Here is a 20,433-nt window from a genome sequence, read left to right as displayed (position 1 = left end):
AGTGACTCGGTCACTGGCTTTTTTTTAACCTTGACATCGTCCTTGCACTAAACGAAGTTGGCGATTAGTGATCCGTTGCGCCAGGTCTGCATCGTGGGTGGCGATAACTAAGATCGCTGCTTGTTGAATATACTGTTGTAACCGTTTTTCGGCTTTTTCTTTAAATCGTTCATCTCCCACACTTATCCACTCATCCATTAGCAATATTTCTGGCGATTTAGCCGTACAAATGGCGAAGGCTAATCGTAGTATCATGCCACTTGAGTAGGTCCTTACGGGAAGATAGATAAACTCCTCAAGCTCGCTAAAAGTAATCACCTCCTCAATCAGGCTTGATAATTGCTGCGTGGGGATCCCCATTAATAAGCTTCTGAGTTTGATATTTTCAATACCGGTTAACTCGGGTTCCATTCCAAGCGTCGCATCCAATAGTGAACTAATGCGGCCACAGGTTTTGATGTAGCCAGCTGTCGGGCTATAAACACCCGCTAAGGCGCGTAGTAACGTGGTTTTCCCGGAACCATTATGACCGATTAGCGCTAAGCGATCCCCTTCCTCTAGTCGGAAGCTGATATCTTCCAATGCAGTAATAGACACAGCCCCGCTGGTTCTATTGACTCTTCCCCCGGCAAGATTAAGCAGTGAGCGCTTTACGGAGCGTTGTTGAGCATTAAAAATGGGGAACTCAATCTTCAGTTGCTGGCAATCGATGTACATTATTCAAATCCAATAAGCGATACGTTTATGCGTTTGGGTGATAAGCCTACTGGCCAGTACCGCAGCGATAAGGGCCAACAATGCGGTGAGCGCCCATTCGGTTAACGATGGGGGATGGCCTAACATTGTTCCCCTTAGTAACTCGATAAAGTGCGTAAAAGGATTAAGTCGAGCGAAGTATTGCTGATCCGCTGACAGCAGTGAAAGTTGCCAAATGATTGGCGTAACAAAGAAAAGAAGTGTCATGACACTGTTGATAATAGGCGCGACATCGCGGTAGCGAGTACAGAGAATGGCGGAAATGAGCCCTAGGCTACTTAAAAATAGTAGAGTAATACCCAGCGCAGGCGCTAGCAAAAGCATGGACCATGACCAGTCCGGGGGATAAAACAGTAATAGGAAGGGTACCACCGTCAAATTATGTAATAAGATAATCAGCTGTCGCCACGTAACCCGTAAAATATAGAGTGGGAAAGGTAAAGGGATCTGTCGGATAAAGTGGGCGGCATCGGTAAAAGCCGTGCTACTTTCGTTAATCACCCCTGTGCATAGCGACCAGAAAATTAATCCCAAACAAAGATGCGGCAAAAAATCCTGTAGGCTTAGATGAAATAAGTTTCCATATAACGGGCCCATTGCCAAGAGAGTGGTCGCCATACTGAGGGTGATCCAAAATGGCCCAAGGATTGAACGTCGATAACGATTGAGCACATCGTTCCACGCCAAGGTTCGCCATAATGAGAAAAGCGTAAAGCTGTGTTTTATTTCAGAGCTAAGAGAATCCATTCACCGTCTCCCAAGAGGAAAGGTCGCTAGTATGCAGAGTTGTAATAGGATATGTGAATGGGAGTATTACCGTTGGCAGAGATTTGTTGAGAGTAACTCGATAGCCGGACGACAAATCGTCGCCCAGCTGTAGGGATTATGACTGATGACGCTGGCGCAGGTTGGTAATAATCGCACTGAGATCAAGATCCTGATCCTGTAGTAGCACAATCAGGTGATAGAGCAGATCTGAGGCTTCATTTGTTAACTCTTCACGATCATTAACGGTAGCAGCTAGCGCCGTTTCTACGCCTTCCTCACCAACTTTCTGGGCAATACGCTTCGTTCCACTTGCGTATAAACTTGCCGTGTAAGAGCTGCTGGGATCGGCGGATTTACGACTGGCCAGTAGTTGCTCTAATTGCCACAAAAATTGCCACTCTGTCTCGGCCGGAGAAAAGCAACTTGAGGTACCATTGTGGCAGGTGGGGCCATGAGGTAAGGCTAGAATCAATAAGCTATCGCGATCACAGTCGGCGGTAATTTGCTTCACCGTAAGAAAGTGCCCTGATGATTCGCCCTTGGTCCAGAGACGCTGCTTGCTGCGTGACCAAAAAGTGACCTTGCCGCTTTGCTGGGTCTGCATTAGAGCCTCTTGATTCATATAACCGAGCATCAATACTTCACCGGACACGGCATGTTGAATAACGGCCGGGATCAAGTTATCTGTTTTTTCCCAATCAAGTGCGGTAATGGCTTCAGGCGTTAACATAGACGAACCTCTATCTGATTTTCTTTTAGGAACTGCTTGAGCTCACCAATATTGATAATTTGTTTGTGAAATACCGAGGCAGCCAAGGCACCATCAACATTAGCTTGGGTGAAAGCATCGAGAAAGTGCTGTGCAGTGCCTGCGCCGCCCGAAGCGATAAGGGGAACTTGGCAAATTTGGCGGATTAGTGCTAACTGCGTTAAATCATAGCCTTTGCGTACACCATCTTGATTCATCATATTCAACACGATTTCGCCAGCACCGCGCTGCTGTACCTCTTTTACCCACTCTGCGGTTTGCCATGAGGTATTACGTGTCCGAGCCTCATCGCCAGTGAATTGCTTGACTTGATACGTGCCAGTTGTCTCATCAAACCATGTATCGATCCCGACGACCACACACTGCACACCGAAGCGGTCAGCGAGTCGAGTAATCAATTCTGGGTCCGCGAGCGCCGGAGAGTTGATCGAAATCTTATCTGCGCCGAAAGAGAGAATTTCACCTGCTTCTTCTACCGATTTAATCCCGCCTGCGACACAGAAAGGGATATCGATCACTTCAGCAACGCGCGAGACCCAGCTTTTGTCGACGACTCGTCCTGCAGACGAAGCAGTAATATCATAGAACACTAACTCATCCGCACCTTCAGCGGCATAACGCGCCGCCAGTGGTACGATATCGCCAATGATTTCATGGTCACGAAACTGAACACCTTTCACCACCTGACCATCACGCACGTCAAGGCACGGGATTATCCGTTTTGCCAGCATGAGATTGCCTCCGAGACAGTAAACTTATCTTCTAATAATGCGCGACCGACAATAACGCCTTGCACGCCACTTGTGCGTAGGGCCGCAATGTCCTCAAGTGAACCTATGCCACCCGAAGACTGAAAGGCAATCGCTGGCCAAGTAGTGGTAATTTCTTGATAGAGCTCGACGTTTGAGCCCGCTAGGGTCCCATCGCGCGAAATATCGGTACAGAGCACATGGCGAAGGCCGTAAGGCTCATAGTCTGCAATGACTTGCTCTAATGTTACGCCAGAGGCCTCTTGCCAACCGCTGATAGCCACTTCCTTGCGTTGGTTTTCGTCGATACGAATATCCAATGCTAACACTATTGCTGCGGGTCCAAATTCCTCGAACCACGCCTTGACCATCTCTGGGTGACGGATTGCGGTGGACCCTACAACAACTCGACTTGCACCGGCCTGCAATAACGCCACAACGTCATCTCGTTGGCGAATACCGCCCCCTACTTGCACGGGAACCGAGACTCCGGCGAGCAGTTCAGAGAGTAAAGCGATCTGTCTGGCAGCGGGGTCTCTAGCGCCGGTTAAATCAACTAAATGTAGAACTTCTGCGCCTTGTTGCTGATAAGACTGCAGCCGAGGAAGTGGCTCGCGGCCATAATCACGCTGTTGGCCATAGTCGCCTTGATGTAACCGGACAACAGCGCCTTCAATCAGGTCTAATGCTGGGATAATCATGACATCTCCAAAAAGTTTTTCAGCAGCTGTGCTCCCGCAGCGCCTGAGCGCTCAGGGTGAAATTGCACCCCGTAAAAATTATCGCGTTGTACGGCAGCGGAGAAGGCTTCACCATAGTGGCACTGCGCAATGGTGAATTCATTAACCGGCATCGCGTAGCTATGCACGAAGTAGAAATACGCCTCTTTATCGATATCACGAAATAGCGGGTGACCGGCTTGAGCGGTAACTTGATTCCATCCCATATGAGGCGTGGGGAGTTCACCCGTCTCTAACGCGCGCACCTCTTCAGGGATTAAGCCCAAGGTTTTGATCTCACCCCGTTCCTTGCTGCGGCTCCCGAGAATTTGCATCCCTAGGCAGATCCCTAACACGGGTTGAGTGCAGCGAGTGATCAACGAAATCAGATCCCGCTCCTCAAGCTGTTGCATGGCCGCAGTGGCGGTCCCCACACCAGGAAGCAGGAGTTTGTCTGCCGACAGAACCACGTGTTTGTCACGGCTGACGACAGGCTGATAGCCTAGGCGTTGTACCGCCCATTTTACCGACGAGAGGTTGGCACAACCGGTATCAAGAATGACAAGGTCCATCACAATACCCCTTTAGAACTTGGCAAGGTGTTACCTTCTACACGTATTGCTTGACGCAAGGTGCGGCCAAACGCCTTAAACAGACTCTCTACACGGTGGTGGTCATTTTTACCTTTGGTCTTCAGGTGCAAGGTCGCTGCCATGGTGTAAGAGAGCGAACGGAAAAAGTGCTCAATCATCTCTGTACTGAGGTCGCCAACATGCTGGTGGGTAAACTCCGCTTTATACTCCAGCCAAGGACGACCTGAAATATCCAGTGCGCAACGAGCGAGACATTCATCCATTGGCAACGTGAAACCGAAACGACCAATACCACGCTTATCGCCTAAGGCTTTAAGGAGCGCTTCACCCAAGGCTAACCCGGTATCTTCTACCGTGTGATGATCATCAATATGCAGATCGCCTTTCGCCTGGATGTGCAAACGGCAGCCGCCATGGGTCGCTATTTGGTCAAGCATATGGTCAAAGAAGCCAATACCCGTCGAAATTTGATTTTCCCCTTCACGGTCTAACCAGACTTCGACTGTAATTTGCGTCTCGTGCGTATTGCGAATCACTTTAGCGTAACGATCTTTACGTCCTAAGCGCTTAGCGATAGCTGGCCAGGTTTCTCCCTCCGCGCCATAGCGGATCCCTTGAATACCCATATTCTCTGCTAGAGTAATATCGGTAGCACGGTCGCCAATCACATAACTCTGTGCTTTATCAAGAGTGTTGTCTGCCAGCCATTTCTCGACCAGCTGAGTTTTCGGCTTACGGCATGCACAGTTATCGGCGGGTAAGTGCGGGCAAATTAAGACGTCAGAAAACACTATGCCCTGTGAGGAAAATATCTGCATCATCAAGTTGTGAGGAGGATCGAAATCTGCTTGCGGAAAACTTTCTGTCCCTAATCCATCTTGGTTGGTGATCATGACCAACTCATAGCCAGCCTTTTGTAAATCGAGTAGTGCAGGGATCACTCCAGGTTCGAAGGCTAACTTATCAAGACGGTCAACTTGAAAGTCGAGAGGCGGTTCGCTGATAAGTGTCCCGTCTCGGTCGATAAATAAGGTTTTAGTGGTCATGAACGTTCTCCCTTCGGACCAAATTGTGTCAAGGCTTGATAGAGTGATTCCATTTCTGCTTCAGTACCAATCGATACGCGCAGACACCCACCGAGAAGTGGATTTTTATTTTGGTCTCGTAGGATGATCCCTCGATCCCACAGCGCTTTGAAGATAGCGGGAGAATCATGGAAGCGGATTAAGAAGTAGTTGGTGTCGCTAAAAAAGGCTTGTTCTACGCAAGGTAAGTCAACTAAGCGTGGAATAAAGCTATCACGAATCGTATTCAGCTCTGCGACGCGGTCGCGCATCGCGTTGAGGCCCTCATCGCTTAAGGCTTGACTGGCGATATCGGCCACGGGCGTCGACAGGGGATAAGGAGCGATCACCTTGAGTAGGGTCTGTATCACTTCAGGTTGTGCCAAGGTAAAGCCGCAACGTAATCCGGCCAGCGCAAAAGCCTTAGACAGCGTGCGTAAAATGACTAGGTGTGGAAATTGTTGCATCCAGCTAACGACAGAGGCTTCTGGGCAAAACTCAATATAAGCTTCATCCACCACCACTAAGGCTTTACCTTCGGTTGCCGTTAAGACTTGGCGAATATCTTCAGCGTTGAGTAAGTTACCGGTTGGGTTATTTGGACTACAGATATAGACAATCTTCACGGAGTCCAGTTGCTGAAGGATAGCGGGCACATCAAGTTGCCATGCCTCTGTAAGCCGCTGCGTCTTGGTCTCTACGCCATAGGTTTCGGCACTGACACTATACATCCCGTAGGTCGGCGGGCAATAGAGAACGGTATCTTGGCCCGGTTCGCAGTAGGCACGGATCAGTAGCTCAATCGCTTCGTCGGCACCGCGACTCACCAAGACATTTTCGGAGTGTAGCCCTGCGTACCGAGCATACCGACTGATCACCTCAGTTGGTTGGCATTCAGGATAACGATTCAAGGTCTGCTGCGTTAGACTAAAATTAACAGGTGTTGGGTATTCGTTCGCATTCAGCCAGACGTCACCACACCCCCCTAATCGACGAGCAGATTGATAAGGCGTTAACTCTCTAACATTTTGCCGGACAAGTTGGTTCAGTTGGCCACTCATAAGGACTCCTTAAGCGCCTTAACGCGAAGTGTCACCGCATTTTTGTGTGCATCTAACCGTTCTGCCGCAGCCAATAGTTCGATGGTCTCGGCGAGGGAGAGAAACCCTTGTGGGGTCAATTCTTGAAGTGTCATCCGTTTTTGGAAATCCGCTAAGCCTAAACTGGAATAGGTGGCGGTATAACCATAGGTGGGTAACACATGGTTGGTACCTGAGGCATAGTCGCCTGCAGATTCCGGAGACCAATCCCCCAAAAAGACGGACCCAGCACTAGTAATACTTTCTACCCAATCGCGGGGCGATCGAAGCTGTAAGATGAGATGTTCAGGGCCATAGAGATTCGAGATGGCAATACATTCAGCGACATCACCGGCAACGATGACTTGACTTGAGGCTAAGGCTTGTGCGGCGGTCTGTGAGCGGGGCAGTTGCGCCAATTGTTGCTCGACCTCAGCGACCACCTGTTCAGCAATGCTTTGATCCGGGGTTAATAAGATCACTTGCGAGTCCGGACCATGCTCTGCTTGGGAGAGTAGATCGGCGGCAACGAAAGCCGGAGTCGCGCCGCTATCAGCAATCACTAAAACCTCGGAGGGTCCGGCTGGCATATCAATGGCTGCACCATCGATGTGTTGACTTACTTGGCGCTTAGCTTCGGTTACCCAAGCATTACCGGGGCCAAAAATTTTATCGACACTGGTCAGTGTCTCGGTACCAAAAGCCATCGCTGCAATCGCCTGAGCGCCACCGATTTGATATATCTCCTCAATCCCACACAGCTTAGCCGCGTAGAGGATCTCATCGGCGATTGGCGGTGGCGAACAAAGCACACGGCGGGTACAACCGGCGATCTTTGCAGGCGTTGCCAACATCAATACGGTCGAAAACAATGGGGCGCTGCCGCCAGGAATGTAAAGGCCGACAGATTGAATTGGACGCGTGACTTGTTGGCAACGAATTCCCGGTTGAGTTTCCACGTCTACACTGGCTAATTGTTGAGCTTTGTGAAAGGTCTCGATATTCTTGCAGGCAGTTGCCATGGCTTGTTTGAGCGCAGGTGCAACGCGCTCACAGGCCTGGTCTACAAGCGCCTTGCTGACCACAAACTGTTCTATTTCGCAGCGATCAAACTGTTGGCTAAAGCGACGCAGCGCTGCGTCACCTTCTTCTCTGACCTGTGCCAAAATCTGTTGAACCGTCTGGCTAATGTTATTCGCAGCAGCCATCGCTGGACGCTGTAACATTTTTTGCTGCTCGGCGGGCGTCAGGCTTGCCCAAGAAACAATAGGATTAAGCGCGCTCATCGTTTACTCCATCATTTTCTCAATGGGGAGAACGAGTATGGAGCTAGCCCCTAACGCTTTTAGTTTCTCCATGGTTTCCCAGAAAAGTGTTTCGCTGCTGACCATGTGTAACGCAAGGCGGGACTGGTCACCAGCCAATGGCAATACGGTAGGGCGCTCGGCACCGGGGAGTAGATCGATAATTTGCTCAAGTTTCTCACTCGGCGCATGCATCATAATGTATTTCGATTCACGAGCTTGAATAACCCCTTGAATACGCGTCATCATCCGATCGACTAAGGCTTGCTTATCCTCTGAAAGCTCGCCTGCGCGTTGGATGAGTACCGCTTTGGAGCGATAAATCACGTCTACTTCGCGCAGACCATTAGCCTCTAACGTTGCCCCGGTCGAGACCAGATCGCAAATTGCATCACTAAGCCCTGCGCGTGGAGCGACTTCAACTGATCCATTGAGTAAGCAAGATTTAAACGTCAGGCCTTTCGAGTCAAAATATTTCTTTAATAGGTGAGGGTATGATGTCGCAATGCGTTTGGTGTCTAAACATTCAGGGCCGGTATAAACGCTATCTGCAGGCATTGCGAGTGAAAGTCGGCATCCACCGAAATCTAGGCGACGTAAAATCGTAAGTTGTGGATCTTCACCTTGTGCACGACGAGTTAATACTTCTTCTTCCAACACATTTTCGCCAATGATTCCAAGATCCACCACGCCATCCATGACTAAGCCTGGAATGTCGTCATCACGCACACGTAAGATGTCAATAGGCATATTCTCTGCGAAAGCGATTAAACGCTGCTGTTGTAAGTTAATTTTTATACCACAGCGGGTGAGCAGTTCGCGAGATTCATCACTTAAACGGCCTGATTTCTGCATTGCAATTCGTAAACGCGTGTTATCCAACATTACACCAATCCTCTTAATTTACTTTTCTGTCTGTCATTGTTTTGTCGTTGTTATGGGCATTAAAAAAGCCCTCGGAAGAGCGATCTTCCGAGGGCTTTATACGTTCAAACCAGAGGAAGACCTAATCGTCTTCCAGCCGTCATCGCCTGAAAGACTAGTCAGGGTGATGATGGTGATGATGGCGGGTTTGAACAAAATTCATAATTTTCTTATCCAAATATTGGAAAAAAGTGATGTCATTTAACCTAGCCGAGATGAATCGCCTTGGCAACCGTTTTTTCGACCCTAAGGTGAATTTTTTTTACAGCAAACTCAGATAACTTTACTGGAAGGGGAAGTAGAGTCGCGCTAACCTTGAATCACGATATTCGACGGCGAGATCAGTATGAAAAAAATAGCGATTATTGGATTAGGGTGGTTAGGGATGCCTTTAGCCTTAGCGCTCAGCCAGCGTGGCTACGATGTACAAGGGTCAAAAACATCGGAAGATGGGATTCTAGCTGCCCGACGCTGTGGCATCTCCGCGGTTAAATTAGTAACGACCCCTGATATCGAGTGCGATTTCGACGAGTTAGAGCAATTAATGTCAGTCGATACGCTCATAATCACCTTACCCGCATCACGGAGTGGTGAGGGGGGAGAGTATTATGTGAACGCGGTGCAAAATCTCGTCGATAGTGCGATAGCGAATGGCGTGAAACGGTTGATTTTCACCAGCTCCACCTCGGTGTATGGTGATCAACAAGGCGAGATGGTGGAAGCAAGTCCACTCCTACCGGTGACCCCCGCGGGCAAACGCCTCGTCGCGTTAGAGCAATGGTTGCACCAGTTACCTGGTATCGAAGTGGATATTTTACGACTCTCCGGGTTAGTTGGACCGAATCGCCACCCTGGCCGCTTTTTAGCGGGCAAGAAACAGTTAACGCAAGGCAATCATCCCGTCAATTTAGTCCATCTAGATGATGTTATTGAAGCGATCTCGCTGCTTCTTGCAGAGCCGCGCTCGGGAACAACCTTCAATCTGTCGGCACACCGACATCCTCGGCGCGATGAGTTTTATCCATTTGTGGCTAAACAGCTGGGCGCCGAGCCGCCGACCTTTGAATTTGTTGATCCACAAGCCACGGATGGAAAGTGGGTAAATGGTGAAGCGATTTGTCGCAGTTTAGGATTTCAATACCGCTATAGCGATCCTTTCACCATGCCTCTTGGCTAGCTGACCGAAAGTCGATCAAGAAAATTCTGAGGTTTTCCCCTTAAAGGCTTGTGTTGAAAGCTGGATTTAGGCACAATGCGCGGCCTGCAAAATTCGAGATAACCGACGTAAACTGTTTTAATTAACCGTGCGTCGGTTATTTTTTTGCAGTAAAACTTACTAGTAGTGTTTATCTGGTCGGCTACGTCGACTTAGTCACCCTTTCACGCTTGAGCGTATGTTTAGAGGAAAAGTAATGGGGCCATCAACTATTATGCAAGTAGCAGCTGCTGCTCGCTTTCGCGATGACTACGGCGCTAAGGCTATTTCACAGCCTATCAATGTCACTCCTTCCGTCTCTTCACGGAGTTTCCCTGTGGTGCAGTCCATGTCGATTGCGGCTATAGGGGGGCAACATCATGCAGACTAATGCATCTCCAGCACAATCACGTGCCAGCTTAAAGAAAACACTGACTCTCTTCCCGGTCGTTATGATTGGCTTAGCCTACATGCAGCCAATGACCTTGTTTGATACGTTCGGTATTGTTACGAATTTAACGGGTGGGCATGTTGCCACGGCTTATGCCTTCGCCCTTATTGCGATTCTGTTTACTGCGTTGAGTTATGGAAAACTGGTTCACCGGTTCCCATCAGCGGGTTCTGCGTATACCTACGCACAGAAATCGATTTGCCCACATGTTGGTTTCATGGTGGGTTGGTCGTCGCTGCTTGATTATCTGTTTATGCCGATGATCAATATTTTGCTGGCCAAAAGCTATTTTGAGTCGCTAATACCGGGGATTCCTTCGTGGATTTTCGTCGTACTATTAGTAGGCTTTATGACCCTGACCAACCTAAAAGGTATCCGTACGGTTGCTAACTTTAACGGTCTGATCGTTGTTTTACAGATCCTGGTGATGTTAGTGATAGTCGGTATGGTTATCTACGGTGTCTCGCAGGGCGTTGGTGCAGGGACATTAGTCAGCAGTAAGCCATTCTGGACGGAGAACTCACAGGTGGTACCGATGATAACCGGTGCGACAATACTCTGTTTCTCTTTCTTGGGCTTTGATGGCATCAGTTCGTTATCTGAAGAGACTAAAGACGCTAAGCGCGTAATTCCCAAGGCGATTTTCTTAACCGCGCTGATTGGTGGATTACTGTTTATTGCGGTGTCTTACTTCTTACAGCTGTATTTCCCTGATGTCAGCCATTTCAAAGATCCTGACTCTTCACAACCCGAAATCATGCTTTATGTGGCAGGTAAAGCCTTCCAATTTGGTATTTTGATTTTCTCTTGTGTGACGGTTCTTGCGTCAGGTATGGCGGCACATGCCGGGGTTTCACGCTTAATGTATGTAATGGGACGTGATGGGGTATTCCCTAAACGTTTCTTCGGCTACATCAGCCCGAAATTCCATACACCCGTTTTCAACGTGTTATTAGTGGGTGCTATTGCGTTATTGGCGATTAATTTCGATCTGGTGACGGCCACCGCGTTGATTAACTTTGGTGCATTGGTTGCCTTTACATTCGTTAACCTGTCGGTAATTTCACAATATTGGATCCGTGAAAAACTGCGCCGTACGCTGAAGGATAATATCCGCTTCCTGATCCTGCCACTATGTGGAGCAATCACGGTTGGTGCGCTGTGGGTTAACTTAGAGAAAAGCTCAATGGAATTAGGCTTAATCTGGGCGGCAATCGGTATTATCTATCTAGCGATTGTGACGAAAGGCTTCCGTCTCCCTGTACCCCAGTACAACGAAGAACGCTAACGGTACATTTTGTACGTTGCAAACCGACCTGAGAAGGTCGGTTTTTTTTTGCTTCCTGCAAAATTAGAAATAGTGACTATACTTAACACGAAGCCAAAAAAATTACATATTTCAAGGAGTGTCATATGAAGAAGTTGATTATCCCTGCTGTAGCAATGATTGCGGTTTGTGCATTATCAGGTTGTACTCGTACCAGTTATGCAATCCATACTGTTGATGGGCGCACGATAGTCAGCGATGGCAAGCCAAAAGAAACGGATGCCGGCTTAGTGGGCTACACCGATGCAAACGGTGTTAAGCAACAAATTAATAAGAGCGAAGTTAAAGTGGTTTCAGAGATTCCAAACAAGTAATTTCGCCCCTCTAATTGAAAAAGCCTGCTTAGCAGGCTTTTTTTTCAACTTAACATTTCTTGAGCATAGCGCGCCAAAGCCTGCAGTAAAGCAACTTTATCTGGAGCATCTTGGTGCTCTTGCAGTAACCCAGTGAGTTGTTCGAAATAGTCATTGACCTTCTCTGGCGTAAGCACTGAGCGTCGGTATTCTATCCAGCGTAGCTGTTCCACTTCATCCAATGTGCCAGGGTAATTCCTTGCCCGAAAACGGAATAGAAGCTCGTCGATGCGATTATCGCTCCAGCGTAGATCCATTGCGGGTAAATGCTGAGGATTGGTCTGACGAATCACATCCATCGTTTGTTTATCTGCAGCGGAAAAAAAGCCATCATAAAGCTGGTTATCGACATTGTGAGAGGGTGCAAAAGGCGCTTTATCGGCAAAGACTGCTACCACTTTTTCGCGAATCTCAGGATGCTGACGTAAAAGTGCTAAATTGTCCAAACAGGCTTGTCGATCAATCCCTAAGCGTTCAGCATCTTCAGGACGTAATACACTGGCAGGTGCTAGAACGGGGCATTTGTTGATGTGGACTAACTTTAACGGGATAGGGGCATTCTCACCGCGTTGCGCTTTATTTTGGTAAAGTCTTTCACGTAACGTATCACTATCAAGGGTCAGAAGTGGCGTTATTTCACCGGCTAAATCGACGGTAATCAGTGCATTTTTATTATCTGGGTGCCAAGCGAGCGGTACAATCCAACTTGTATTGCCCCGCGCAGCACCAAACATTCCCGACACATGCACCAAAGGTTTCATTTGTGGAATATCGATTAAACTTGTTAGACGATGCTTATTACGATGGGTAAACAGAAAGTCGAATAATTTGGGCTGTTTTTCTTTGACGAGCTGCGCCATAGCAATGGTAGCGTAAACATCTGACATCGCATCATGGGCTTGTGTATGAGCAATACCATTTGCTTTGGTGAGATGTTCAAGCTTAAAACTTGGCAAACCTTGTTCGTTTTCCGGCCATTCGATCCCTTCGGGACGTAATGCGTAGCAAGCACGCATCACATCCAACAGATCCCAGCGCGAGTTACCTTCTTGCCAGCTCCAGCCGTAAGGGTCATGGAAATTTCGATAAAAAAGATGTCGAGTGACTTCGTCGTCAAAACGTATATTGTTATAGCCGACTATGCAGGTATTTGGCTCACTAAATAGATGATGTATACGTTGCGTAAACACCGCTTCTATCATCCCTTTCTGTTGCGCTTCTTGCGGCGTAATATGCGTGATTAATACGGCCTCAGGCTCGGGCAGATAATCGTCAGCCAATTTGCAATAAAACACTTCTGGTTCCCCGATCACTTGGAAATTACCATCTGTCCTGACGCCTGCGAATTGTGCGGGCCTATCCAAGGCAGGATGTTTACCAAAGGTCTCATAATCGTGAAAGAGAAAGGTGGGCTGGGCAGTATCGTTGTTTTTCATTCACCATCATCACTTTTAATTGTTCTGTTTGAAAATCAATCCCTCAGCGTACTGTAGGCTTGTCTCGCTACAATGTTATCATTTCAGCTCAAGGTTAGCCCTTAGTATGTCTCACTAATTGTCTAACGGATAGGCTGGAGATGAACTTACTTAACGGCGTTGTGAAGATGCTTGACTCACTGTCCGTAGTTTTAAAATTTTTAAAGCGTTTAGGGTTTCAGTCTGTATGGGATGAAATGGGTAATAGCTTATTGCGAGCCTCACTTAAAAGGTCGCGGTATGGGGCAACACTACGAGAGCTAACTTAGCGTGGTGTTTCTCAAGACTAGGGTCAAATTAGACTTTATCGAGATATTTATAAAAGAAATCTTCAGCAGGCATTTCCACAATTTCAATTTTTCTTTTAAGAAGGCCTTGGTAAATACGATCCATAATATTGATGGCGAGCTTTTGTAACTCAACAACATTGATCAGTGTATAGGCCTCTTGACTCATAATCGGATAGCAGCCATCCCATGCAACAGCAGGGGGAGTAATCGCTTCTCTTTGGTGATGGTTGAATTTAAATACCGCTAAAATCTTTCCCTCAACGTTCTGAAGGTTAGCCAGGCTACCATCTTTCTGTAAACTTTCCTTCAAGGTATAGAGCAATACAGCTTGGTCCAAGGTCAGCGACGTAAAGCTCATAATAAAATTTATGAAGTTATTTGTTGAGCGAGTTTGCTTAAGGGTATAGAGGCTACATAATTCGTTTAACAGCGATATAACGGTAATCAGCATAACAAAGTGATGATCTTTTACCGGTGAGCTCATCAACAGAATTTCGTGCAAACCATAAAGCTTAGAGTTTACAGAGCAATCTTGCAGTTTAACCGCTGGACTGTTTGTATTGAGGTGGATATAAGATAGTTCGTGAAGATTGAGCTCTTTGAGGTTTTTTTCTGCCAAATATTTATTACGTTCAATCGTATTTTTTAAATGGAAAAAGCTCATTGCTTACATGCCCTCTATAATATTCCATTAGCGGGTGAATGAAATCAATAATTCGCTAGGTAAATTTAATTACACTCTTTTTACAATGTAGGACGTCTTCCCCACGTTAAAAGACCCTAGTTAATTTCATAAATTATAGTGTGATAGATTTAGCATTGTCTATTAACATATAAGAAAATATCATGTTAATGATGAATGTTTCTAAATTGTATCTAACTCATTTTTATTCAAAGTAATGAGGGTAAGATTAGTTTATTTGAAGGGATTTATCAATACTAACAATATGTTAGCGTATTATATCGGCGACTTGATCATTAATTGATCAATGTTTAATTATCAAAGCTAATTATTGCATTTGAAAGAAAAAGGCCGAACTCGGCCTTGGTTATTTTTTAAATGTTTTCTTGTGGGCAAGGACTTCAGTAAAATATGAAACCCCTAACCAAATAGCGATGATCCCTAGGATAATTCCAAAAACCAATAGTAGTAGATTACTCATTTCAGACCCTTATTGTTGTATGAATCAGTGTAGGTTTCCCACGCCCAACAAGAAAGTTCATTAATCCTATTTATCGTACTAAAGGGTAATAAAAAGGATTAATGAGGTGATGGTGGGGTTACCGCACCCCAAGTGAGGTGGGTATTATCAAAGTATTGAGGCACGGGTGAGCAATAGATCAGGGGGGATAGAAGTGACGGTCTATCAGTCGAATAGAGAATACAGCAGGAGAGTTGAGTGAAATCCGAGCAAACCAGAAAATATTCACAATTTCTCACAATTAACAGGTGATAGATGCTGAAAAATACCGTAAAAAGGCCAACTATTCGTTCAGTTAAGATTACCGAGGATTATTTTGAAAAGGCGCGCCACTCTAGTTGTTACTTCTTTAGTTCTTTATGCTGCGCATGCATTTGCGCAAGATGATGCATTACCTTTCTCTCTAGCGCCGCCTTCCATTGATGCAGCCTCCTGGGTTCTAATGGATGCGAAAACAGGTCAAATATTGACTGCTGGTAATCCTGATGAGCAACGTAATCCAGCAAGCTTAACCAAACTGATGACCGGGTATGTGGTTGACCGAGCGATTGATCAAAAACGTATCACGCGTGACGATAAAGTTACGGTGGGGCAAGATGCTTGGGGGGCGGGTAACCCAGTATTTAAGGGCTCATCCTTGATGTTTTTGAAACCGGGTGATGTGCTCACCGTTCGCGACTTAAGTCGTGGCGTTATCATTGATTCCGGTAACGACGCCTGTGTTGCCTTGGCAGATTATGTGGCGGGTAGCCAAGAAAACTTTGTTGGGTTGATGAATCAATATGTTGCGAAATTAGGTTTAAAAAATACTCACTTTGAAACGGTTCATGGCCTCGATGCACCGGGACAGCACTCGACGGCCCGCGATCTCGCGATTCTCTCTAAAGCCATTATCGATGGAGAGCCTGATTTCTATCAGATGTATAGTGAGAAAACCTTAACCTGGAACGGTATTACACAAAATAACCGCAATGGTCTATTGTGGGACAATAGCTTACACGTCGATGGATTAAAGACCGGTCACACTGAAACTGCAGGCTTTAACATCATCGCGTCGAACGTTGTGGGTAACCACCGTCTGATTGCGGTGATTATGGGCGGTAAAAGCTCGAAGGGACGTGAAGAGCAGGCACGTAAGTTGTTAGTCTGGGGACAGAACAATTTTGATACTGTGCAGCTGTTCCATGCAGGTCGTGCAATCGGTAACGAAAATGTTTGGTACGGTAATCCTCATACGGTTGCAGTAGGCAGTGATAAAGATCTTTATTTATCTTTGCCTAAAAACGAGATCAATAACGTTAAAGCAAAATATATTATCGATAAAAAAGAGCTTGAAGCGCCGCTGGCGGCTAATCAGCCTATCGGTCAAATCAAGGTTATGGATAAAGATAAAGAACTTGCTAGCTATCCTCTGGTTGCCCTTCAACCGGTGGCCGAAGCTGGGATCTTTACTCGCGCGATTGATTATATTAAACGTAAATTTTAAAAGTATAAGCCTCGTTCGCGAGGCTTTTTTTCGTTAAGGGTTAAAAAACAAGATAACTCAGGGTACACTGCCTAGTATCATTTTCTGACCCTTAGCGCGAGCTGTGAAAACCGACAAACCCCTCTCGAAATTAGAATATTGGCTCTATCGACATTATCGTTGGGTGCATGGTGTCCGTATTGCCATCGCGTTCTTAGCCTCCTTCATGCTCATCCGTATCTTAAATATTCCTGAAGGAAGTTGGCCCTTAATTACGTTAGTCGTGGTTATCGGACCTATCTCTACGTGGGGGAATGTCTTTCCTCGGGCAATACAACGGATTATTGGAACGGTTCTTGGGTCAATATCAGGGCTGATAGCATTGAAACTCGAAATGATTTCTTTGCCTCTTATGCTCGGCTGGTGTGGCATTGTGATGTTCTTTTGCGGTTACCTGACCTTAGGTAAACGCCCTTATATGGCGCTACTGATTGGGATTACGCTTGGGGTTGTCGTGGGCGCGCCCGCAGGAGACTTTCTTACCGCATTGTGGCGTGGGGGAGATGTCGTGTTTGGATGTCTACTTTCCATCTTTTTTACTGGCATTTTCACGCAACGGGCTTATGTATTCTGGCGATTACGCTTAGCCGATGCACTGGTAGACAGCCGAAAAATCTATCATACGGGATTGTCATCGAATCTGTTGGAAAAGCCACGGTTAAATAAGCCGTTACAGCAGTTATTAACGTCACTTATCAAGATGCGAAGCCTGCTTGAGCCGGCATGTAAAGAGACGCGTATCCCGCGTTCTGTATTTGAAGGGATTCAGACCATCCAACGCAATATGGTGAATACCATGGAGATGCAAATTAACGCATGGTGGTCTTCCCGCGAAAGCCATTTGTTATTACTTAATGCTCCGACCTTACGTCGCACTCAAGCGACGACAGAACAAATGCTGGACGCATTGGCCGATATGCTGCGTAATGGTGTCAGTGAAAGTGATCAGCTGGCGTTAAGTAGCGCAGCCATGGATGAAATTACTGGCGAACTCACACAGCTACTTGCTCAAGCCGAACATGCTAAGGCAGAATTAACCCCAGTCTACGGTTACGTTTGGCTAAGTTTGGAACTAACGAAACAATTAGAAAGAATGCGAGAGCTTATACGTTTAGCGTTACGTCGTTAAACGGTTTTTAAATCCGAGAAATCTATCCCCTGCGTAGCAGGTTTAACTAAAGGTGTTGTCATGGAAAATGCAAAACAGTCATTCCAGGATGTGCTTGAGTTTGTAAGAATGTTTCGTCGTAAAAATAAGCTGCAACGTGAAATCACTGATAATGAGAAGAAGGTTCGTGATAACCAAAAGCGTGTGTTACTGCTCGACAACCTTAGCGAATATATTAAGCCAGGAATGAGTGTCGAGGCGATTCAAGAGATCATTGCAAGCATGCGAAGTGATTATGAAGACCGCGTTGATGAATACATCATTAAAAATGCTGAACTGTCGAAAGAACGCCGTGATTTATCGAAAAAATTGAAAGTGCTGGGCGAGAGCAAAGCGCAAGAGAGCAAATAAGAAGAGGGCCTGATTGATCAGGCCCTTTTTTTTGAAATCGAAAACAACAATATCGATAGATATCGGGAAAATCATGAAAATACTTGTTGTAGGGGCGGGGGCAACGGGAGGCTATTTCGGTGCCCGATTAACGCAAGCTGGACATGAGGTAACTTTTTTAGTTCGTAAAGGGCGCGCGCAGCAGTTAGCCGATGAGGGGTTGGTGATAAAAGGTTATCAAGAGATCTTCAGTATCAGGCCTTCTATCTTGACGGCAGAGGAGCTTACCGATGACGCTTGGCAATTGATTATCCTCGCCGTTAAACATCCCCATTTAGCCCAAGTTATTGAACAAATTCGTCCTGCGGTAGGGGATAACACTTTTATCCTACCGCTGCTAAATGGAATGGGCCATATCGCGACGCTTCAGCGCCATTATGGTGATCGCGTTCTCGGTGGTTTATGTCAGATATACGCGACGCTTAATTCAAAAAATGAAATTGAGCAGTTAACGCCGCTACACCGAATCAGTTTTGGTGCGCTCGCGTCAGTACAACAGAAAGACGTGGCATTGCTCGCCGATCAATTAGCAGGCGTAACGTTCACCTTAGATGCCAGTGAGGATATCACCAGTGAGATGTGGGAGAAGTATCTTTTCTTAAGCACTCTTGGCGCGGTCACTTGCCTTGCTCAAGCCGATACGCAACGTATTCTCTCTAAGGAAGGGGGAGCACACTATATTGAGGCGCTATATAATGAAGTACTGAGTGTTATCACCGCGTCGGGCTATCAGCCTCGATCGAAAGTGGTCGAACAGTTACTAAAGACGCTACTGAATAACGAAACACCTCTTGTCTCTTCGCTTTACCGCGATGTGATGGCCGGTAATCTCTCAGAGAGCCGTGCAATCATTGGTGCCTTAGTTAAGCTGGCTGAGACGACGCAGCAGGTAATACCGGTTTTGCGTGCATGTTGGGTACAGTTGCAGCTGGTGGGTGAAGAGGGTAAGCGTACCGAGCCATAGTTAATTTATGGTTAACCCGTAGTTTTATACTATTTTATTTACCTTAGTCCAATGCCTATTCTGAGTGTAAAAGACGATGAATAATGAGGCTGAGTGGATGAGTGAACAACAGGTCGATACGCTTGTAATCGGTGCGGGCCAAGCAGGTATTGCGATGAGTCAGCACTTATTGGAAAGAGGGATTTCCCACCGTGTGTTGGAGAAAAATCGTATCGCGGAAGCTTGGCGTAGCGGACGCTGGGATTCGCTAGTCGCCAATGGTCCCGCTTGGCATGACCGCTTCCCCGATCGTGAGTTTTCGAAGTATGAAGCTAACCACTTTGTGGCGAAAGAAGATGTGGCTGATTACTTCGTTGACTATGTTGAACAATTTAATCTCCCCGTAGAGTGTGGGGTTGATGTTCAGCGGGTCACTAAACGGGATAATAAACCGGGTTTTCACATTCAAACCTCTACCGGATCGCTGGTCGCAAACAACGTGGTCGTGGCGACCGGACCTTTCCATCATCCCGTGATCCCTTCGTTAGCCACGACAGTGACGGGTATTCAACAAATTCATTCCGCAGACTATTTCAATCCTCAGCAAGTAGCACCAGGAGCGGTCTTGGTGGTGGGAGCGGGATCTTCTGGTGTGCAAATCGCTGATGAGATCCAACGCTCAGGACGTCAAGTTTACCTCTCCGTTGGCCCGCATGATCGCCCACCAAGACGCTATCGAGGTCAAGATTTTTGTTGGTGGCTGGGGGTTCTCGGTTTATGGGATGCCACCGAACATGCACCGGGGAAGAGCCATGTAACCATTGCGGTCAGTGGCGCGAGAGGAGGGGAGACCATTGATTTTCGACGGCTCGCACAGCAAGGCATCATTCTTACGGGAATGACTGAATCCGTTGAGGAAAATGTCGTGACCTTTAAAAAAGATCTCCTGAAAAATATTAAAAATGGTGATGAAAGTTATCTCACCCTGCTTGATGCGGCTGATGCATGGGTTGAACGCAATGGGGTAGCATTTCCAGAGGATCCACGCGCGCGTGAAATCATCGAAGATGCTGAGTGTTTGCGCAGCCCCTTAATGGAACTCGATTTAAGGGCGGCAGGGGTGGGGACGATCATTTGGGCGACTGGCTACACTACCGATTATCGCTGGTTAGAGATTGATGTTATCGATGAACAGGGTAAACCGCGTCAGCAGCGAGGCGTATCTTGCGAGCGAGGTCTCTATTTCCTTGGCCTGCCTTGGCAATCGCGTCGCGGTTCTTCGTTTATCTGGGGAGTCTGGCATGATGCTAAATATATCGCTGACCAGATTGCTATCCAGCACCATTATTTATCAAACATTACCCCTACAGCCTAACGTGATAAGGAACA

Annotated in this window: 21 protein-coding genes and 1 other annotated feature; of the genes, 9 read left to right on the top strand and 12 right to left on the bottom strand. The window is 46.9% G+C overall.

What is annotated here, in order from left to right:
- Positions 1 to 24 precede the first annotated feature (24 nt).
- The 10 genes from QJR74_RS08955 to hisG form a co-directional block, all read right to left on the bottom strand.
- A complete protein-coding gene (locus tag QJR74_RS08955) occupies positions 25 to 717 on the bottom strand; it encodes an ABC transporter ATP-binding protein (protein WP_304371515.1) in 693 nt (230 codons plus the stop codon).
- A 3-nt stretch (positions 718 to 720) separates the two neighbouring features.
- On the bottom strand, positions 721 to 1,503 hold the full coding sequence (locus QJR74_RS08950) for an ABC transporter permease (protein WP_304371514.1): 783 nt from the start codon (positions 1,501 to 1,503) through the stop codon (positions 721 to 723).
- A 136-nt stretch (positions 1,504 to 1,639) separates the two neighbouring features.
- Complete coding sequence (gene hisIE / locus QJR74_RS08945) at positions 1,640 to 2,254, bottom strand: bifunctional phosphoribosyl-AMP cyclohydrolase/phosphoribosyl-ATP diphosphatase HisIE (protein ID WP_304371513.1); 615 nt, start codon at positions 2,252 to 2,254, stop codon at positions 1,640 to 1,642.
- Entirely contained in the window at positions 2,248 to 3,024 is a 777-nt protein-coding gene (gene hisF, locus QJR74_RS08940) for an imidazole glycerol phosphate synthase subunit HisF (RefSeq protein WP_304371512.1), read from the bottom strand. Before hisF ends, hisIE begins: the two co-directional genes overlap by 7 nt.
- Positions 3,006 to 3,743, bottom strand: a complete 738-nt coding sequence (gene hisA, locus QJR74_RS08935; RefSeq protein ID WP_304371511.1) for a 1-(5-phosphoribosyl)-5-[(5-phosphoribosylamino)methylideneamino]imidazole-4-carboxamide isomerase — start codon at positions 3,741 to 3,743, stop codon at positions 3,006 to 3,008. Before hisA ends, hisF begins: the two co-directional genes overlap by 19 nt.
- Positions 3,740 to 4,333 carry an imidazole glycerol phosphate synthase subunit HisH gene (gene hisH, locus QJR74_RS08930; protein ID WP_304371510.1) on the bottom strand — a complete coding sequence of 198 codons (594 nt, stop codon included), beginning with the start codon at positions 4,331 to 4,333 and terminating at the stop codon, positions 3,740 to 3,742. The genes hisA and hisH overlap by 4 nt, the downstream gene beginning before the upstream one ends.
- On the bottom strand, positions 4,333 to 5,400 hold the full coding sequence (gene hisB / locus QJR74_RS08925; protein WP_304371509.1) for a bifunctional histidinol-phosphatase/imidazoleglycerol-phosphate dehydratase HisB: 1,068 nt from the start codon (positions 5,398 to 5,400) through the stop codon (positions 4,333 to 4,335). Before hisB ends, hisH begins: the two co-directional genes overlap by 1 nt.
- Positions 5,397 to 6,479 carry a histidinol-phosphate transaminase gene (gene hisC, locus QJR74_RS08920; RefSeq protein WP_304371508.1) on the bottom strand — a complete coding sequence of 361 codons (1,083 nt, stop codon included), beginning with the start codon at positions 6,477 to 6,479 and terminating at the stop codon, positions 5,397 to 5,399. Before hisC ends, hisB begins: the two co-directional genes overlap by 4 nt.
- The gene (hisD, locus tag QJR74_RS08915) at positions 6,476 to 7,783 is read right to left on the bottom strand and encodes a histidinol dehydrogenase (protein WP_304371507.1); all 1,308 of its coding nucleotides are present in this window, start codon (positions 7,781 to 7,783) and stop codon (positions 6,476 to 6,478) included. Before hisD ends, hisC begins: the two co-directional genes overlap by 4 nt.
- A gap of 3 nt (positions 7,784 to 7,786) precedes the next feature.
- Positions 7,787 to 8,686, bottom strand: coding sequence for an ATP phosphoribosyltransferase (gene hisG / locus QJR74_RS08910; protein WP_304371506.1), 900 nt, complete (start codon positions 8,684 to 8,686; stop codon positions 7,787 to 7,789).
- Between the two features lie 59 nt (positions 8,687 to 8,745).
- Positions 8,746 to 8,865, bottom strand: a sequence feature (His leader region).
- A gap of 206 nt (positions 8,866 to 9,071) precedes the next feature.
- Between hisG and QJR74_RS08905 the strand changes: the two genes are divergently transcribed.
- The 4 genes from QJR74_RS08905 (at position 9,072) to QJR74_RS08890 (ending at position 12,012) form a co-directional block, all read left to right on the top strand.
- Complete coding sequence (locus QJR74_RS08905) at positions 9,072 to 9,902, top strand: SDR family oxidoreductase (RefSeq protein ID WP_304371505.1); 831 nt, start codon at positions 9,072 to 9,074, stop codon at positions 9,900 to 9,902.
- Between the two features lie 235 nt (positions 9,903 to 10,137).
- Complete coding sequence (locus QJR74_RS08900) at positions 10,138 to 10,311, top strand: hypothetical protein (protein ID WP_250332149.1); 174 nt, start codon at positions 10,138 to 10,140, stop codon at positions 10,309 to 10,311.
- A complete protein-coding gene (locus QJR74_RS08895) occupies positions 10,301 to 11,659 on the top strand; it encodes an APC family permease (protein WP_304371504.1) in 1,359 nt (452 codons plus the stop codon). The genes QJR74_RS08900 and QJR74_RS08895 overlap by 11 nt, the downstream gene beginning before the upstream one ends.
- 125 nt (positions 11,660 to 11,784) lie before the next feature.
- The gene (locus tag QJR74_RS08890) at positions 11,785 to 12,012 is read left to right on the top strand and encodes a YgdI/YgdR family lipoprotein (RefSeq protein WP_048912232.1); all 228 of its coding nucleotides are present in this window, start codon (positions 11,785 to 11,787) and stop codon (positions 12,010 to 12,012) included.
- Between the two features lie 44 nt (positions 12,013 to 12,056).
- Here the strand turns inward: QJR74_RS08890 and sbcB are convergent, their stop codons facing one another.
- Together sbcB and QJR74_RS08880 are read right to left on the bottom strand one after the other, a co-directional pair.
- A complete protein-coding gene (gene sbcB, locus QJR74_RS08885) occupies positions 12,057 to 13,487 on the bottom strand; it encodes an exodeoxyribonuclease I (RefSeq protein WP_304371503.1) in 1,431 nt (476 codons plus the stop codon).
- A gap of 336 nt (positions 13,488 to 13,823) precedes the next feature.
- The gene (locus QJR74_RS08880; protein ID WP_304371502.1) at positions 13,824 to 14,480 is read right to left on the bottom strand and encodes a hypothetical protein; all 657 of its coding nucleotides are present in this window, start codon (positions 14,478 to 14,480) and stop codon (positions 13,824 to 13,826) included.
- 854 nt (positions 14,481 to 15,334) lie between these two features.
- On the opposite strand from QJR74_RS08880, the gene dacD reads away from it, so the two are divergent.
- The 5 genes from dacD (at position 15,335) to QJR74_RS08855 (ending at position 20,419) form a co-directional block, all read left to right on the top strand.
- On the top strand, positions 15,335 to 16,504 hold the full coding sequence (dacD, locus tag QJR74_RS08875; RefSeq protein ID WP_304371501.1) for a serine-type D-Ala-D-Ala carboxypeptidase DacD: 1,170 nt from the start codon (positions 15,335 to 15,337) through the stop codon (positions 16,502 to 16,504).
- A gap of 103 nt (positions 16,505 to 16,607) precedes the next feature.
- Positions 16,608 to 17,672, top strand: a complete 1,065-nt coding sequence (locus QJR74_RS08870; protein WP_304371500.1) for an FUSC family protein — start codon at positions 16,608 to 16,610, stop codon at positions 17,670 to 17,672.
- A 60-nt stretch (positions 17,673 to 17,732) separates the two neighbouring features.
- A complete protein-coding gene (locus QJR74_RS08865; RefSeq protein ID WP_304371499.1) occupies positions 17,733 to 18,062 on the top strand; it encodes a DUF496 family protein in 330 nt (109 codons plus the stop codon).
- Positions 18,063 to 18,135: 73 nt separating this feature from the next.
- Positions 18,136 to 19,065 carry a ketopantoate reductase family protein gene (locus tag QJR74_RS08860; RefSeq protein ID WP_304371498.1) on the top strand — a complete coding sequence of 310 codons (930 nt, stop codon included), beginning with the start codon at positions 18,136 to 18,138 and terminating at the stop codon, positions 19,063 to 19,065.
- A 97-nt stretch (positions 19,066 to 19,162) separates the two neighbouring features.
- Positions 19,163 to 20,419 carry a flavin-containing monooxygenase gene (locus tag QJR74_RS08855; RefSeq protein WP_304371497.1) on the top strand — a complete coding sequence of 419 codons (1,257 nt, stop codon included), beginning with the start codon at positions 19,163 to 19,165 and terminating at the stop codon, positions 20,417 to 20,419.
- Positions 20,420 to 20,433 lie beyond the last annotated feature (14 nt).

Origin of the sequence: Tatumella ptyseos (assembly GCF_030552895.1) — a bacterium.
GTDB lineage: Bacteria > Pseudomonadota > Gammaproteobacteria > Enterobacterales > Enterobacteriaceae > Rosenbergiella > Rosenbergiella ptyseos_A.
The sequence above is the reverse complement of the archived record's forward strand: the minus strand, read 5'-3'. Positions and strand labels throughout refer to the sequence as shown.

Coding starts and splice junctions, on each gene's coding strand:
- QJR74_RS08955 (WP_304371515.1), bottom strand. CDS start 717: ATGTACATCGATTGCCAGCAACTGAAGATTGAGTTCCCCATTTTTAAT.
- QJR74_RS08950 (WP_304371514.1), bottom strand. CDS start 1,503: ATGGATTCTCTTAGCTCTGAAATAAAACACAGCTTTACGCTTTTCTCA.
- hisIE (WP_304371513.1), bottom strand. CDS start 2,254: ATGTTAACGCCTGAAGCCATTACCGCACTTGATTGGGAAAAAACAGAT.
- hisF (WP_304371512.1), bottom strand. CDS start 3,024: ATGCTGGCAAAACGGATAATCCCGTGCCTTGACGTGCGTGATGGTCAG.
- hisA (WP_304371511.1), bottom strand. CDS start 3,743: ATGATTATCCCAGCATTAGACCTGATTGAAGGCGCTGTTGTCCGGTTA.
- hisH (WP_304371510.1), bottom strand. CDS start 4,333: ATGGACCTTGTCATTCTTGATACCGGTTGTGCCAACCTCTCGTCGGTA.
- hisB (WP_304371509.1), bottom strand. CDS start 5,400: ATGACCACTAAAACCTTATTTATCGACCGAGACGGGACACTTATCAGC.
- hisC (WP_304371508.1), bottom strand. CDS start 6,479: ATGAGTGGCCAACTGAACCAACTTGTCCGGCAAAATGTTAGAGAGTTA.
- hisD (WP_304371507.1), bottom strand. CDS start 7,783: ATGAGCGCGCTTAATCCTATTGTTTCTTGGGCAAGCCTGACGCCCGCC.
- hisG (WP_304371506.1), bottom strand. CDS start 8,686: ATGTTGGATAACACGCGTTTACGAATTGCAATGCAGAAATCAGGCCGT.
- QJR74_RS08905 (WP_304371505.1), top strand. CDS start 9,072: ATGAAAAAAATAGCGATTATTGGATTAGGGTGGTTAGGGATGCCTTTA.
- QJR74_RS08900 (WP_250332149.1), top strand. CDS start 10,138: ATGGGGCCATCAACTATTATGCAAGTAGCAGCTGCTGCTCGCTTTCGC.
- QJR74_RS08895 (WP_304371504.1), top strand. CDS start 10,301: ATGCAGACTAATGCATCTCCAGCACAATCACGTGCCAGCTTAAAGAAA.
- QJR74_RS08890 (WP_048912232.1), top strand. CDS start 11,785: ATGAAGAAGTTGATTATCCCTGCTGTAGCAATGATTGCGGTTTGTGCA.
- sbcB (WP_304371503.1), bottom strand. CDS start 13,487: ATGAAAAACAACGATACTGCCCAGCCCACCTTTCTCTTTCACGATTAT.
- QJR74_RS08880 (WP_304371502.1), bottom strand. CDS start 14,480: ATGAGCTTTTTCCATTTAAAAAATACGATTGAACGTAATAAATATTTG.
- QJR74_RS08865 (WP_304371499.1), top strand. CDS start 17,733: ATGGAAAATGCAAAACAGTCATTCCAGGATGTGCTTGAGTTTGTAAGA.
- QJR74_RS08860 (WP_304371498.1), top strand. CDS start 18,136: ATGAAAATACTTGTTGTAGGGGCGGGGGCAACGGGAGGCTATTTCGGT.
- QJR74_RS08855 (WP_304371497.1), top strand. CDS start 19,163: ATGAGTGAACAACAGGTCGATACGCTTGTAATCGGTGCGGGCCAAGCA.